Source organism: Pseudomonas sp. FeN3W, assembly GCA_030263805.2.
Lineage (GTDB): Bacteria > Pseudomonadota > Gammaproteobacteria > Pseudomonadales > Pseudomonadaceae > Stutzerimonas > Stutzerimonas stutzeri_G.
The window spans coordinates 435,167-451,323 of record CP136011.1; the positions used below are offsets into that span (position 1 = coordinate 435,167).

The window sequence follows — 16,157 nt, forward strand, 5'->3', positions numbered from 1 at the left end:
AATAACGAGAATAAGAATGAGCCTTATCAAGCCACTTCAAACCCTGCTGACACCCAGGGAGCATGAATTAGAAAAAATCCTGCTGAGTCGAAATCTTGCCACTCAACGGGCCATTAACGCAGCCAAGCTTGAAAGTTCTATTTCCAAAGAATCAATCGGCACAATTCTTGTCAATAACGGTTTCCTGCGCCAAGTTGACCTCGTTAATGCGCTGCTATGCATTGACCCCGAGTCATTAATTGACGAAGAGCTCGTGCTGGCGCACGTTCCGCTTGATCTGCTGATCAACAACAAGATCATGATTGCCGCAGAGACTGTAAATGCAGTTTACGTGTCCTGCCTATGTGAAACAGCTCGTGCAAAATCACTTCTACGGCCACTGTTTCCAAAGCAAGAAATCATCTTTATCCCGGCCTCAGCTGAGCGCGTCCGAAGCTACGTTGAAAAGCTTAGAATCATTCACGATTCAGACGCCTCAATTCTTGAGATGCTGTTGCGTGAAGCCATTCTGGGGCAGGCATCGGACATTCATATTATTCCGCGCCGCAACTCATTCAGCGTCTTGATGCGCTATCTGGGCGTGCGAACACTCGTTTATGAAAATGAGCTGGATGAATACCTGACCCTATGCGCCAAGATCAAGGACAGGTCGCGCATGGACTTGGCTGAGCGCAGAATTCCTCAGGATGGAAGCTTCTCAATCGAATATAACGGGCGCGTGGTCGATTTGCGGGTTGCTACGATCCCGACTCTTTTCGGTGAGTATGTGGTTATCCGTATTCTCGATCCTGAGCGCGCACAGTTCAACCTGGAGAGCCTTGGTATCAGCTCCGTTGATCAGTGGCTACAAGCATCATCGCGTTCAGACGGGCTATGCCTGATTTGCGGCCCAACTGGATCCGGTAAGACTACAACCCTGAACGCCACAACGCGACAATTGGATCGATTCGAAAAAGCGATCTACACGGTCGAAGACCCAGTTGAATACAACATTCCATTCGTTGGGCAGGTCAACATCAACGAAACCGTGGGCCTGACCTTCCCTCGTGCAGTTCGGGCATTTATGCGCGCCGACCCAGACGTCATCATTGTGGGTGAGGTTCGAGATAACGAAACCGCTCGACACGCCATCAAGGCTGCCGAGACCGGCCACCTGGTATTTGCGACCTTGCACACCGGTTCTATTCATGGTTCTGTACAGCGATTGCGCGATTTGGATGTCGATCCGCATGAATTGAAATACATTCTGCGCTCCGTGATGGCTCAGCGTCTCATGCGTACGCTGTGCCCCGTGTGCAATGGTGTCGATCCGCATTATCAAAATTGCCCTCAATGTCGTGGTCGGCGGTACACCAGCAGAACCATTGTTTCTGAATGCCATTATTTCCCAACCATTGAAGATGTGACCGGACTGCTTGAAAGTCATGAGATCAAATGGACAACCATGCTTGAGGATGCATACGGCAAATATATGGCAGGCATAACGGATGAGCTTGAGTTGATCCGGGTATTCGGCGCCGAGGCTGAAAAAATGCTGCAAACACGAGGCAGGCGCCCATGAAAACCTGGAATATCACGCTCGAAGACCCCGTTAAGCGGAAGATTTCTCAAATCGAGGTTTATGCCGATACAAAAGAGGAGGCGCTTGTAAAAGCCAGGCGCAAGGGTCGCGTTATCTCGATCAAAAAGCAGTTGGCCTTGCTCGAAATGCTCAAGCCAAAGCTCACCCTCGATGATCGTCAGGTTTTCCTTCAGCGCCTGGGCACTATGCAGGAATGTCGCATGGGCGCCTCCGAAGCACTCAAGCTGATCGGCAGCACGTTTAATGGATCCATCCAAAAGGTCGCGCACAAGATGCTCCGCTATGTCGAGCAGGGCGATGACATTCCAACCGCGATGGAGAGCATCGGAGAACCGGATTTTCCTAAAAATATGGTCGCCCTCGTCAAAGCCGGGTCTAAATCGGGTAGCACAGGTACTGCGATCAAGCACGCGGCTGCCTTTGAAATTGAAATCGAGCAGGTCAAGAAAAACAACGTATGGGCCCTATGGTTTTCAGTGATTGGATTCGTGTTTGCTGCAATCACGATTTTTGGAACCAAATTCTATTTCGCACCAGCAATCATGAACTCTCAGCTGGTCAAGATGGCAGGCTCGGCTGTCGACAGCACTTGGGCCATTAACCTCATGAATTGGTCTGCTGTAGCCATGGGTATTTGCGCAATCTTATTCGTGATGCTTGTCAGCCTTGGGACGCTGGGTCGCATGGTTATGCCCATTCAGGCAGACCAGGTCGTTGTCAGGATTCCTTTCTACAAGGATCTGGTGCTGGCCAGGAACAACTACATCACCCTGTACGCCCTGGCCACCCTGGTTGGGAATGGTGTGCCGATGGAGCAAAGCCTGCAACTGGCTGCCGAATCTACACCCAAAGGCATCATGAAAAATGACCTGGAGATGGCGGTCAGTGCCGTCAAGCGCGGCAAGGACTGGGCAGGTGCAATGCGCTATTTGCATCCGACCGACCGAGCTGCACTTTCCTCTGTGCAAGACAGGGATCAGGCAGCCAAGACACTTCGTTCCCTTTCTGATCAGTATCGCTTGATGTACGGGCAGAGGGTGAAGGCAACCACACCTATCTTCATGCTGATTTCAGCCTCATTCCTCGTCGTGTCTGGCCTTGTTTTGTTCGGCATGGGTGTCGAACCTGTTCTTCAAATCGCCGCCAAAGGCGCAATCTAAGGATATTCCTATGAAAAAAATGTTAACAGCACTCGCACTGGCAGCTATGGCCTCAAGCGCCAACGCCGGTTATTTTGCAGAGCGCTCTTTGATTCAGCTCGCAAAGCAGCCAGGAGACACTGAGCTTCAAGCAAAAATTCAGACTCAAATGAGCCAATCACCAGACGCTGCACTGAAGTGGTTCAAAACATGGGCCTCTTATGAAAACCAGCCGGTGATCAGCGCAGCGTGGAGCGAGGTTGGTCTTAACCTCTTACGATGGTCGCAGCCAGGAAAAAGCTACGAGTGGCGATCTGCTGTTCGTGTTGATAACTTGAGCGTCCCAGTCTATCAGCAGGACAGCCTGATAGATCTGGAAAGAGCGCATGCTTACCACCTGAGCTTCCCTATGACGACAGGCACGGTTCACAACTATCAGATCGCCGATACCAGCAATCCAGCGTTCCAGACTATTGCCACCTCTGAGCGTAGACTAACCATGGGCCTGCCACCTGTAGGCCCCGACAACGCCCTGGTCAAGGTCTGCAAGATGGGAAGATCCAGTGCGGCCCCATACATCGAAATGAGCGAAACGCAGCGCCTGGCCTTTGCCCAGTCAAGTGGGCTGGATTTTAATCTCTGCCTTAGCGGGAAGCAGGCCAGCGCCTATTGGCAGGCGCGTTACGATGATTTCGTAGATCGCTTTTACGACCGAACTGAAAATCACAAACCCGGTGCATCATGGTAACGGAATCAGGCGCAGAGGTTGATTTCGCAGCCTTTTTCAATGATCTGCAAGGTTCGATTCTAGCGGTCGCCAATAAACATGGAATAAAGGTTCATCCGTTCCAGGCGCTCTTGGAGGAAGGTGGGCTCCATCTTTCCATGAGTGCCACTAAACATGGAGCCTTGCAGTTCTATGGGGAGATTTGGACTCAATACGGCGAGCAATTGGGTCTTCCTGATTATCTTAAGCCAGGCATGCTCGTTATTGACCCGGACACTGCTGAGCAATGGACGATTCTGGGCCTGGATCCTCTTTACCAGTCTACACCTGTCAGGGTTATGGACGAGAAAATGGCACACCACTGGCTGAGCGTTGAAAAGACCGCACAATTACAGCCAATCTAAATTCTGAATAAAATCAATGGGGCTTTTTCCTAAAGACCCCATTTGAAAATTTTCATACAGCAAGTCCGTCTAATTTACGACCGTATTTTTCAACGTACTCATTCAGACTCTTTCCGTATTGCTTGATCCATTGCTTTGGTACGCCAGCAAGCTCCAGATCATCGGACTCGAATGAATTGGCTGCATGAATCTTTCGCAGAAAGGCTTCCGTCGCAATCGACATCTCGGACGTATCATGCATATAGGCAGCTGCCTTTCTCCATTTATGCAGACACTCTATGGGAAGGCCATGAGCACTACCTTTTGGCTTGGATTCCTCCGTGCTCTTGCATAGCGCATCATCCAGTTTCTGATCAATCAGCTTGCCTTCAAGCCATAGGTCTCCACGATCCGTAACTGAGTGCTGTTTATCCAGCAACCCCATCTCTATCAGTCGCTTTAGCCATCGCTCTAGGTCTCCCAGTGCATAATGCGCAAATCGAGCATACCAGGGCTCTTCTCCCTTGCTCAGCTGTGTCGAAGGGATGGTGCCAAGCAGAACCACTTTCCACCGAGGGCCTACACTGCTGATCGCGCGTGCGAAGTTCATCAGGGTGATCGGACGGACATAGGGTAGTTTCCCTGCCACTTTTGATTTTGAAAGTGCCTCTGACAAACAGGTGTCACAGGTGCCGCAGCGATGATGTGCGGACTTGTCTCCGAAATACTTGAGAACTGTCCAGCGTCTGCATAGGGTTGTTTCACACCATTGCTGCATGGCATTGACTTTCTGCCAGTTATTTCGCCTGATGTCGTCAACCCATGAGTAATCGGCATCAGGCATCCAGTCACCTATTGCATAGACACTGTCCTCACGCTTGATGAGCTCTCCCTGACCCACCAGCAGGTTGAGTGCGGCCTGCACCTGATGTGGGGTTATCTTGGCCCGCGAGACCTTGGCCATCCAATTAACGTCAATAAATTGTGGCCCGGACATTAACTGCTGTAGCAAAAACAAGCGAATCCCTTTCATCGTTTCAGAAGGGGGGACTCCCATTTCGATGAAGAAGCGATGAATGCCCCGATCATTAGAATCATAAAACAAGACCGCTTTTGACGGCTCACCGTCCCTTCCTGCGCGCCCAGCTTCCTGATACCAGGCCTCCAGGGATCCAGGCATTTGCGCATGCAGCACAAGGCGGATGTCTGATTTATCAACACCCATGCCAAAAGCACTGGTTGAAATAAGTATGCGTGTATTTCCCTGAATGAAATCATCCTGAACCCGATCTTTTTCCTCGGGTGACAATTTCCCGTGATAACGATCTACTGGCAACCCAGCGCTTTTGAGGTAGGCACACAGCTGTTCGACTCTTTTTACCGTAACGCAGTAAATGATCGTGCAATCATCGGGATGCTCACCCAGAAACGCCTCAATGTCCTGATCACGATGCTTGCCACTAGGAATAACCGAGTAGGTCAGATTTTCGCGGTCAAAGCCCTGCTGATGAACCACAGGATCACGCAGTCCGAGGATCTTGCAGATATCTTCCTGCACAAGGGCTGTGGCTGTGGCTGTGAAGGCTACTCGCTGCAACCGCTTGCCCAGACTGGTTTCAATGGTTTCGATGGATTTGCCAATCTTGGCATAGTGAGGCCTGAAGTCATGACCCCATTGAGAGGCGCAGTGAGCCTCGTCAATCGCTATGGTATGAATGCCTGATGTCATCAGCGCCTGAATGAAGCCCGAGTCCTGAAAGCGCTCTGGCGCAACGTAGAACAGTCGATAGCCGCCCTCAGCAAGGCGCCTGTAGCGCAGCTGCATATCCTGCGACTCAAGGTTCGAGTTCACATAGGCGGCAGGAATGCCTTTTGCCTCAAGTGCGTCAACCTGATCTTTCATCAGAGAGATCAGGGGGCTGATAACAAGTGTGAGTCCGCCCCGATGCACGGCGGGCAGCTGGAAGCAAAGGCTCTTGCCTCCCGACGTTTTCAAGATAGCCAGGATGTCATGCCCATCCATGACCGATTCGACGATAGGTTTTTGTGCATCACGCAGGCTATCAAAACCAAATACCGACTTCAGGGTCGGCAGCAAAATATTCACGTTATCTTTCATTTTGATAGCCTTGTATTGACAAACCAGCGTTCCGCATTATATACATTACGCAGCGTCATTCATAGTCATGGAGCCTTCGATGGATACTCAGAGCAATTCAGTTGTTTCACTCACTTCACACAAGATCAATTCCCAAGCAAAGATTGAGCTGGACGGTGTTCGTCGCTCTCTTTCCATGTTGTCATGGGATCTTCAGACCCAGCAAGTGCTCTCGTTCGCGGGCCTGCCGGTTTCCGAATCCGTGCTGGCCGAGGATGTGTCCATCGCCATGAGCAGCAACGCGGCTCAGGTGGGGCATACCACCCTCAAGGAGCTGGTGTCTCGTGGCGAGTCTGAATTTGGCCTGGGGCTTGAGTGGAAGGATTTCTCCACCAAACTACTCGCCCTGGTAAACCGTCAGAAGTACTCGATTCAGGAGCGCGACTACAAGGAAATCAATGCACTTGTAGAGGACGCTACCTTCATCCTGGGGCGCAAGCCTGTTGATGTTGCCGAGTTCCACGGCGCCAAGCAGCGCGCACTTCAAGACCAGGTTGCGAGCGTGCAACGCGAAGCGCAGATGCGCACGCAAGATCTTCAGGACAAGAACACTGGATTGATGCGCTCACTGACCGATGCTCAGGCTGAAATTGCGGGCCTGCACGACCAGAACAAGCAGTTGATGACAGAAAGCGCTGAACGCATTGCCAGCATGACACGCGAAATGGCGATGAATCAGGAAATTTTCGAGCGCAAGGCTAGCGAGCGTGTGCGAGACGAGGCCAATCGTCTAAAAGCTGAATTTGATCAAAATCTGGCTCAGCGCGAAAGCGACATGTCGATGCGGATCCGTGAGGCTGACAACAAGCGCATGTTGGCCGAAAATCGATTCAACGAAATACAGATTCGAATCGACCGTGGCGAGCTGATTTCCTCAGAGCAGCTGCGCGACATGGAAGCACGACTCGAAGAAGCCAGAATGGCCGAAGTCGCGCTGCGTAATCAGCTCCTTGAGATGAATTCAGCTCTTACCGACGCCCAGAAGATTGCTCAGGCGATGCGTGAGGAGAATGGTGAGCTTCGCCAGCAAATTGAAAGCCTGAACAACCACGTTGGCAATCTGGAATTGCGCATGCGTGACATCATCGAGGACAAGCTTGGGTCAAGTGAGTTTGCGGTTCTTCAGGAGCGCCTGACAATGGTGCGCAATGAAAAAACTCAGCTCGAACAGTCACATGCACAGCTTTCAATGCTCTCTGACAAACAATCCAGGGCACTGCATGAAATGCGTGGTCGTTTCCAGCAAATGCGCCAGGTTGGTCGAGAGCATCTGCGCTCGCTGCACGCCGACCTGACCAAGGCGAACGAACTCAACCTTGCCCTGGCCACTAACCATGCCCATGCGAAAATCATGGTAGGCATTCTTACCGGTGTCTCACTGACTGCGACGGCAGCTTTGGCTTTGAAATCGCTGGGCATCATCTAAAACAAAAAGCCGGGGCCCGCCCCGGCAACCGGTCACCAATAATGATTAAAAAGATCGCTACCAATGGCTTTGCAACCATCCTCTTGCTCAATTGCGCTTTAGCAGTTGGTTTGTCATATCATGGCAGCCAGGGAAGTCTGACGATACTGGTTATTGCAGGAATCATCGGGCTATTGAGCCTGATATTTATCATCGTCAACCATGCTTTGAACGTATCTGAAATTGATGAGCTACAGCAGCACGTCGTCAATCTAAAAATTGAGATAAACAAAAGCAAGGAATCCGTTCCAAAAAAAGTAGATACATACGTTCAGCCAAGAAGGCCAAGCTCAAACCGCAAACCGTTGCGAGCTATGGATCCAGACCTATAGGAAAGCCCCACTCAGTGGGGCTTTTTCTTAGAACGGAGGCTCAATATCCTCTACTTTAATCTCTCGTCTGGGCGTGGGGATTTTGCGTGGTGCCGCGCTTATCATTTTCCTAAAAAGCTCGCTGCGGTTGGATTTGTCATGCGCCTCGGCAACCATGAAAGATAAATGCGTTCTTCTTTTGGGGACAAAGTTGTTTTTAAGCGCTTTTTCTAGAACATGCTCTTCACCCACAAAGAAAACATGAAACTTGCCTCGGGTAAGCGCCGTAAACATCAAGTTCCTGGTCAGCCTTTTAATGTGTTCTTTTGGCAGTACAAAGATAACGCAGGGGTATTCTGAGCCCTGACTTTTGTGAACGGTCGACGCCCAGGCGTATGTAATATCCTGGTAATTGGCATAGGGAACCCTTACCATTCTCCCTTCTACATCCAAAACAAGCTCTTGAGCAGGCTCATCAAAATCAACGATTGTACCGCATTCGCCGTTTTGAATATCACGATCATAACGGTTGCGCAAATACATAACCCTATCGCCAACATGATAGTAGTTAGAACCCAGCTGACGATAAACCCCAAGATTTGTACGTGAGGATGGATTAAAAATACCCTTCAGCTCACGGTTCAATGCATTTATCCCTGCATCACCCTTGCGCATAGCGCCAAGAATTTGAATGTTCTCAAGCGAGATGCCGTATTCATTCGGAATTATTTTTGATACAAGCTCCTTGACGCGCTCGATGATTTCCATCGAGCTGCCAGCCTTAATTAAATGCAAATCCTTTTCAAATTTCGGCATTTCACCCGCCAAGATATTGTAGGCTCCTGTCACAATATTACTGAGCGCAGCCTGGCGTTGCACATCGGTAAGTCGTGCAACAGGTACGCGACGACTAAGGATCAGATCAAGAAGAACATCTCCAGAATCTACCGAGGCAAGTTGGTCAGCATCTCCCAGAATAACGAGACGCCCTCTTGATCCTATGTGGCGAACGGCATTCGCGAACAGGTGCTGATCAACCATGGACATCTCATCAATTATCAGCGTGTCATTTTCACCAAAACTGGTAAGCATTGAAGATGTACCTGGTGCCATTCCCAGCATTCTATGCATGGTCATGCAGGGCAAACCCGTTACTTCTGCCATTCTCCTTGCCGCTTTTCCCGTAGGTGCAGCGAGAATCACACGCCCCCTGGGAGTGATTGCTCGAATTTCGCGGATCAGTGTTTTCGCGGTTGTTGTTTTGCCGGTTCCTGGCCCACCCGTAATGATCGATGTCTTGTTCGAGAGAGCTAGGTAAATTGCCGTTTTTTGTTCTTGGTTGAGCTCGATATAGGTTCCATCTTGCTTGATATCGCCACGGTAATTTTTGTAATCCGGGGCATTCGGCATTGGCACAATTCGTAAGGCAAGATTTGCACCTACGCTAAGATCGTTTCTGACAGACTTGCCGAGCGAAATTGATGGCATATTGCCGATAAACCTGTAATCAGCCCGGTTATGCAGGATCATGTCGTGAATGGTGGTCTCCACCTTTTCCATTTTAACCTTGAGGGACACGCTGGTCTCATAAGCCGCTGTTTCAAGTGATATGGCGGTTGCCCCGTCACGCCCGACCCTGGCATCCAGGTAGTCGCGCATATTTGCTTCAAGATTTTCAGAAGCAGCATCAAGAACCCCCATCGCCCTGAAAAACTTATCCTGCACAGAACTTTCAAGCTGCATTTTCTGAACGATGCGGTAAGGATGTCGGTTCATTCCAGAAGACTCACCACTGCGATAGGCGTCAATAATCATGTGCGTGTTTCTCACGTCGATTCCAAAACGCAGAAGAACGCGCATTTCGTGCCAGTACTTTCTGATGTTTTCCCATTCATTTTTCAGTCGAAGCATCTGCATATCAGAGAGCTGCAAAATTTTCTGGGCGGCTTCTGTGTTGTGTGATAGCACCATCATCGAAAACTCGCCAAACTCACTGTAGAGTTCTTTCATTTTCTTCTCGACGAACTTGAATCGCCAGCTTTCAAGTGTTTTTTCTATGATACTGGACACGGCGAAATCTTGTGCAGGCAAGGCACTTTCAATTGCAACCCATCGCTTGTTTGCACCCTCCTTGAGCGCTAGCAGCTTGAAAAGGCAGATAACTGGCTTGCCCAATTCAAGCTTTACATTTTCACCTGAAGCAATGACGCCGACGCGCCTGCTCTCAAACGCCTGCACGATCTCCAGGGGAATGTGTTCAGGAATAGGGGCTGGTTCTGCAAGGTACTGATTTCCGCTGATAAGCTTTGTCGGCGTGAAGACGTGCTCATAGTGATGCTCTGCATATTGCTTGAGCGTTTCGAAATCAGGCACTTGATAGCTTGTGCTACGCATACTGCTCTTTCCAAAAAAATTCTGCATTAAACGCAAAATTCAAATAAGATATATTTATTCTATATGGGTAACACGAGATGCTTAAAGAACTATTTATTGCTGGTGTGCTATTACTCTCAGCAGCACCCTTTCTGGCGCATGCAACCAACCAGGACGCATGGCTTCCATTTGATAAAGAATACGTTTTTGCTGCTGAGATATTGATGAGGTCTGAAGGCTTGGAATATTGGGCACTACCGATGCCTGAAGATGAGAAGGGCTATGCAGCGGCCACATCAATGGTTCAGCACATGCAAAGTATATTGCATCGCGTGGATCCCCTCGTCATCCCAATTAGCTTGGCAGGCATCCGATACGACTACAACAAGGGAAAGTCTCTTGCCAAAGATGATTTTATCAATAAGGTTGAAAATGATTTGAACATGATGGGCTCGAAAAAGCTCGCTTACGTCCGCTGCACGGGTCGTTATTCAGGCAGAAACGTTGCCTTTTGCGTTGTGACGCCAGAAAGCGGTAGAAGCCTTCAGCAAGACCTCCTCTCAAAAGGGTATGTAACGCTATCTGATAACCCAAAGGAAGCTCCGCGAGACATCTACCCCCATCTCAAAGCCGCAGAATCCGAGGCCCAACAGGATGAAATTGGCATTTGGGTGCCATTTTATTTCATGATGAAAGGCCTTTGAGAAGGCTAGCGAAAAATTTCTCATTGGTGTAAATTGACAGCCCTGCAACCGCCTGTGGTAGCTTGAAGGTAAGGCAATTGCCTGCCATGACTTCTGACCGCCCCGATCCCGCATCGGGGTTTCACTTCTGTAGGATACCGTAACGTTATGTTGACTGTTATTAAGCGTAATGGGAGCGCTGCTGCGTATGATCCCCAAAAAATCGAGCAAGCCATGCTCAAGGCTTTCTGTGCTGTTGAGGGCGATGTAGCCAAGCAATCGACCCGCATCAATCTGCTTGTTGCTGCACTGATCAAAGACCTGACCCACGAGCTGACAAACCTCGACAGCATTCATGTGGAGAGCATCCAGGATCGCGTAGAGCGTGCGCTCATGGTCAATGGCGAGCAAAAGGTTGCCCGCAGCTATGTTCTCTATCGTGAAGAGCGTGCAAAGGAGCGCCAGAAAGAGGATGCCTCCATCTCCATGGTCAATGCGACTGGCCAGACACAGCAGATCACCGTGAGCTTTCTCAGTCAGCTGCTTGAAGATGCCTGTGAAGGCCTTTCCACAGTCTCGGTAGAAAAGATCGCGCGTGAGTCGCTACGCAATCTGTATGCGGGCGTCACGCTACGCGAAGTTAAGGAAGCGCTGCGCATCACCACCCGAACCCTAATTGAGCATGAACCAGATTACTCGTTCGTCGCGGCGCGCCTGCTGTCATACGATCTTCGTGATGAATCCAGGGCTCTGCTCAATATTGCGCCTGAGGATGCATATGGCCAAGATCTCGTCGCAGCGCTTAAGCATGGTGTGAAGATTGAGCAGCTAGATGAAAGACTGCTTGATGGCCGTTTTGACCTTGACGTGCTTGCTGGCGCAATTTCCCCGGAGCGTGATAACCAGTTCACCTATCTGGGCCTACAGACCCTGTATGACCGCTACTTCCTTCATGACGAAGGGGTTCGCTATGAGCGCCCACAGGTGTTCTTCATGCGTGTGGCAATGGGCGTCTCCATTTACGAGCAGCAGCCTACCAAGGCCGCGTGCGATTTCTACGCATTGCTGTCATCGTTTGACTACATGGCATCAACGCCAACACTGTTCAACTCCGGCACGCGACGTCCTCAGCTGTCTTCGTGCTACCTGACTACAGTGCCCGACGATCTTTCGGGAATTTACGGCGCCATTCATGACAACGCGATGCTCAGCAAATTTGCTGGTGGCTTGGGCAATGACTGGACACCGGTTCGGGCACTCGGATCCTACATCAAGGGCACCAATGGCAAAAGTCAGGGTGTTGTTCCGTTCCTCAAGGTCGTTAATGACACTGCGGTAGCCGTCAACCAGGGTGGTAAGCGCAAAGGGGCAGTCTGTGCCTATCTTGAAACCTGGCACATGGACATCGAGGAATTCCTGGATCTTCGCAAAAACACGGGTGATGATCGCCGACGCACTCACGACATGAATACGGCCAACTGGATTCCGGATCTTTTCATGAAGCGGGTTGCCCGTGATGAGCAGTGGACGTTGTTCTCACCCTCCGATGTTCCTGATCTGCATGACCTGACAGGTATCGCATTCGAAGATCGCTATAAGCATTACGAAGCAATGGCTGATGCAGGCACCATCCGCTTGTCCAAAAAGATCGCTGCAAAAGATCTTTGGCGCAAAATGATCTCCATGCTCTTTGAGACAGGCCATCCTTGGCTCACCTTCAAGGATCCGTGCAATCTGCGCAGCCCTCAGCAACATGTCGGCGTTGTGCATAGCTCCAACCTGTGCACAGAGATCACGCTCAACACAAGCAAGGATGAAATTGCCGTATGCAACCTGGGTAGCGTGAACCTGCCTCAGCACATTGTTGATGGCAAGCTTGATGCGCAAAAGCTGAAGGCCACGGTACGCACCGCCGTTCGCATGCTCGACAACGTCATTGACATCAACTTCTACGCGGTAGAGGCGGCTGCAACCTCCAACTATCGCCACCGTCCAGTAGGTCTTGGCCTCATGGGCTTCCAGGACGCTCTGTATGCCCAGGGCATACCCTATGGATCGGAAGCGGCTGTTCAATTCGCTGACAGCTCAATGGAGCTTCTCAGCTACTATGCAATTGAAGCCTCCTGCGAGCTTGCGGATGAGCGCGGCAGCTACTCGACATTCGAAGGATCTTTGTGGTCGAACGGTATTCTGCCTCTCGATTCAATTGCCAACCTGCGAGAGCAGCGCGGTGCTCAATATCTGGACATGGATGAGAGCTCGACACTTGATTGGACTCCTCTTCGCGAGAGGGTCAAGAAAGGCATTCGTAACTCGAACATCATGGCCATTGCTCCTACGGCAACGATTTCAAACATCACGGGCGTTACGCAATCAATTGAGCCTACGTACCAGAATCTGTACGTCAAATCGAACCTGTCCGGTGAGTTTACCGTCGTTAACCCCTATCTGGTGCGTGACCTTAAGGCGCGCGGCCTATGGGATCAGGCGATGGTCAATGACCTGAAATACTTCGATGGGTCTGTCCAGCAGATCGAGCGTATTCCGGCAGAGCTCAAGGCGCTCTATGCGACTGCGTTTGAGGTTGAGGCGCGCTGGATCATTGAGGCAGCGAGTCGGCGCCAGAAGTGGATCGATCAGGCGCAGTCATTAAACCTCTATGTGGCAGGAGCGTCGGGCAAAAAACTCGATCTCACCTACCGGATGGCTTGGTTCAAGGGCTTGAAGACGACCTATTATCTTCGCGCTCTTGCCGCTACCAGTACGGAAAAATCCACGATTACGACTGGAAAGCTGAATGCGGTATCAGCCCAGTAGAGCGTGACATATGAAAACCCCAGGCACCTGGCCTGGGGTTTTTCATTTTCCGCGTCGGTCATCACCTGTGACAGAGTGTCTTAATGCCTTGATGTTGTTTTGCTTCTGGGTTCTGTTTGCGGCTATCACATCACGAATGAAATCGGCGTGAGGGAATATCTCGTACTTGACGTCGATGGTCGCCTGACCCTCTACGATTTTCTCAACGTTGTAATGATCGATGATCTTGTGCTTGACCAGGTGGTCAAGCGCATTCTTCATGGCTCTGACGTTTTCAGGCATCCTTGGTGAAAGCCCGCGCTCACTGCCCTTGAGGAAGCTTACCAGCATAATGCTGTATGGATTGTCAGTGCTGGCCTGCTTGTAGTTATGGCTCATCTTCTTGTGAAGGAATCTGGCCAAGGGTGAATTCATCGACATGTTCACTACGTAATTGTAGGGACGGAATGTCAATTGCTGGATCGAGCGTGTAACCAGTGGGTTGAAAACAACGACACAGTGACTTCCTGTGGGATTTTTTAACCAGTCTTTTCGCGTACGCAATGCTACGGTGGGAAAGAAGCTTGAGGCGATAACCGTTTCACCGTCTGCGGTATAGCACTCAAGGGAAGCGCCTCTGCACACCATGATGGCTTCCTTGATCTCTTGAATTGAATAGCCGTGCTTGCGCTTTTTCAGCTCCTTGTGAACCTGGTACAGAGAGAAAGTCACTCCGACCTCATCACTTACAATTCTCGATTGCCCCTCAACGGCCAACTTGCGAAGAACCGATTCAACGACATCCTCTCGCGTGCCTGGGTAGATCAGGACATTGTCACCCTTGTCATCCTTGATGATTGCAGGCCGTATGATCACCTTGTAATCAACATTCGCGATTCGACAGTATCTCGTCGTCTCAGCTGAGGCAAGATCTGTCGTTCGGCGTTTGTCAGAGTGCGTGTACTTTGGCAACGCATCGTACAGGTCGATGGTGTTGGAATACTGAGAATTCTCAAGCTCGAAAAGATCCAGGGGCATTTGGTTCGGTGAATTCTTGTACCGATCCCGTGAGATCGACCCTCCATCCACGCTGATGGCCGTGCCTTGCAGAGAGTTTTCGGTTGGATCTAAGTCGTCCACCTCATCGCTTCCTGTCGTTGTTGAGTGGGAGGTAAGGCTAACACCACCCGTGCAAGATCGCCAACCTTCTTGCACGGACAGCTGATCATTTTTTGACCCTTCATTAAATGATTACAAACAGATTAAATGATTGAGAAAAGATTAAGAGCAGGTTAGTGGCAAGGCGACTGGCTTGCAGCCCTTATTCCATGGGGGTTTCATCGATTTTACCCGTGCAACAGACCGCCATATCTGCGTGCAGCGTTCCGCTAACTCTCCGTGCAGCACTCCACCATGTGGATAACATTACCAACAGCATATCCACAGATTTATACACAAAACCCTCTGAATTCCAGGGATCGCGTGCAGCGTTCCGCTATATGATTTTGGGAGCCGTGCAGCATTCCATCCTATAAAAACGACTTTCTTGGCATAACAGAGGCCGAATTCATTCAAAAATTATCTTAGGAGCATGACGACTTCAGGTGTCGTGCAGCCGTCCACCATATTGGCGTGCAGCAGACCAACATATTTTCCGTGATTTATCCACAGCGATACCTGCCTCTTGGTCGATTCCGGATGAATAAAGGCATGGCTCAAACATAATGGAATGCTGCACGCATGGCATGAATTGCCGTTTCCAGGCCTATGCGGCGCTGGAATACACACCAGCGTTACTCGAAAAGCTAATGGAGCGGATCCGGTGATGCATATGGTGGAATACTGCACGAGCATCCTTTCGGAGACGAAGAGAGGCTGGGTGTCTGACATGGGCACATTGACGGAGTGCTGCACGGCTACGCCGTAACCGTCCAGGCTTAGAAGACCCTTTGGAATAGCTAACCTGCACAGGTTCCCTGCGCCCATCTGAAAATTTGCTCTCAAAACAGCCACGGACATTCTCTCTGATAAATCCTTGCAGGTAGTGGCCATGTTGGCTATTTGGAGCTTTCTTTTGCCTGGCGTTATCGTTTTCGGATTACTGAACGCCTTCAAAGATAGGATGAATGAACCCCAATATGATGGAGCATTGCACGGCTAGCGCCTCATTTCTGCCTTCACCCTGTTTTCTGGAGATGGGATCCATGTCATTGAAGTATAACGGATCCTTGCACGCCTTATGGGCCAGCACCCAGATGGCGTGGAAGATGCGTACCCAATTGTCATCGACCTATGACGGACTTCTGCACGGCTAAGGCCATATTCGTATGATGGAATGGTGCACGGGTAGCCATATCAAGGATTGTGCCGATAACAGAATCAAGAAGCTGCCAACCGCCAAAGCTCTAGGAATGCCGGGCGTCATAACCGGATCATGATGCGTCTCTCAAGAGAAAGGTCGGTCATTGGCAGGCATCAGCAGAATTTAGTAGCAGCAGGTAAAGAACATGACGGATCGTTGCACGACCCATGCCCGATGA

10 protein-coding genes and 1 pseudogene are annotated in these 16,157 nt (G+C 50.4%); 8 read left to right on the top strand and 3 right to left on the bottom strand.

Annotation, left to right across the window (positions count from 1 at the left end; all coding sequences use genetic code 11):
* Positions 1-16 precede the first annotated feature (16 nt).
* Genes P5704_025815 through P5704_025830 form a run of 4 tightly spaced genes read left to right on the top strand, consistent with a single transcriptional unit; the run spans position 17 to position 3,852 of the window.
* Entirely contained in the window at positions 17-1,561 is a 1,545-nt protein-coding gene (locus P5704_025815) for a GspE/PulE family protein (protein ID WOF82208.1), read from the top strand.
* Complete coding sequence (locus tag P5704_025820; GenBank protein ID WOF82209.1) at positions 1,558-2,742, top strand: type II secretion system F family protein; 1,185 nt, start codon at positions 1,558-1,560, stop codon at positions 2,740-2,742. The genes P5704_025815 and P5704_025820 overlap by 4 nt, the downstream gene beginning before the upstream one ends.
* 10 nt (positions 2,743-2,752) lie before the next feature.
* Positions 2,753-3,469 (top strand): hypothetical protein, encoded by a 717-nt coding sequence (locus tag P5704_025825; GenBank protein WOF82210.1) that lies wholly within the window; start codon positions 2,753-2,755, stop codon positions 3,467-3,469.
* Positions 3,463-3,852, top strand: a complete 390-nt coding sequence (locus tag P5704_025830) for a hypothetical protein (GenBank protein ID WOF82211.1) — start codon at positions 3,463-3,465, stop codon at positions 3,850-3,852. The genes P5704_025825 and P5704_025830 overlap by 7 nt, the downstream gene beginning before the upstream one ends.
* 52 nt (positions 3,853-3,904) lie before the next feature.
* On the opposite strand, the gene P5704_025835 is transcribed toward P5704_025830, so the two are convergent.
* Positions 3,905-5,950, bottom strand: a complete 2,046-nt coding sequence (locus P5704_025835; GenBank protein WOF82212.1) for an ATP-dependent DNA helicase RecQ — start codon at positions 5,948-5,950, stop codon at positions 3,905-3,907.
* A gap of 79 nt (positions 5,951-6,029) precedes the next feature.
* On the opposite strand from P5704_025835, the gene P5704_025840 reads away from it, so the two are divergent.
* Together P5704_025840 and P5704_025845 are read left to right on the top strand one after the other, a co-directional pair.
* The gene (locus P5704_025840) at positions 6,030-7,415 is read left to right on the top strand and encodes a hypothetical protein (GenBank protein WOF82213.1); all 1,386 of its coding nucleotides are present in this window, start codon (positions 6,030-6,032) and stop codon (positions 7,413-7,415) included.
* Between the two features lie 41 nt (positions 7,416-7,456).
* Positions 7,457-7,786 carry a hypothetical protein gene (locus P5704_025845; protein ID WOF82214.1) on the top strand — a complete coding sequence of 110 codons (330 nt, stop codon included), beginning with the start codon at positions 7,457-7,459 and terminating at the stop codon, positions 7,784-7,786.
* 27 nt (positions 7,787-7,813) lie between these two features.
* Here the strand turns inward: P5704_025845 and P5704_025850 are convergent, their stop codons facing one another.
* Positions 7,814-10,159, bottom strand: coding sequence for an AAA family ATPase (locus P5704_025850; GenBank protein ID WOF82215.1), 2,346 nt, complete (start codon positions 10,157-10,159; stop codon positions 7,814-7,816).
* A gap of 77 nt (positions 10,160-10,236) precedes the next feature.
* On the opposite strand from P5704_025850, the gene P5704_025855 reads away from it, so the two are divergent.
* Together P5704_025855 and P5704_025860 are read left to right on the top strand one after the other, a co-directional pair.
* A complete protein-coding gene (locus P5704_025855) occupies positions 10,237-10,842 on the top strand; it encodes a hypothetical protein (GenBank protein WOF82216.1) in 606 nt (201 codons plus the stop codon).
* Between the two features lie 150 nt (positions 10,843-10,992).
* Positions 10,993-13,632: pseudogene (locus P5704_025860) on the top strand (ribonucleoside-diphosphate reductase subunit alpha).
* A gap of 48 nt (positions 13,633-13,680) precedes the next feature.
* Here the strand turns inward: P5704_025860 and P5704_025865 are convergent.
* Positions 13,681-14,757, bottom strand: a complete 1,077-nt coding sequence (locus P5704_025865) for a plasmid replication protein (protein WOF82217.1) — start codon at positions 14,755-14,757, stop codon at positions 13,681-13,683.
* Between the last annotated feature and the right edge of the window lie 1,400 nt (positions 14,758-16,157).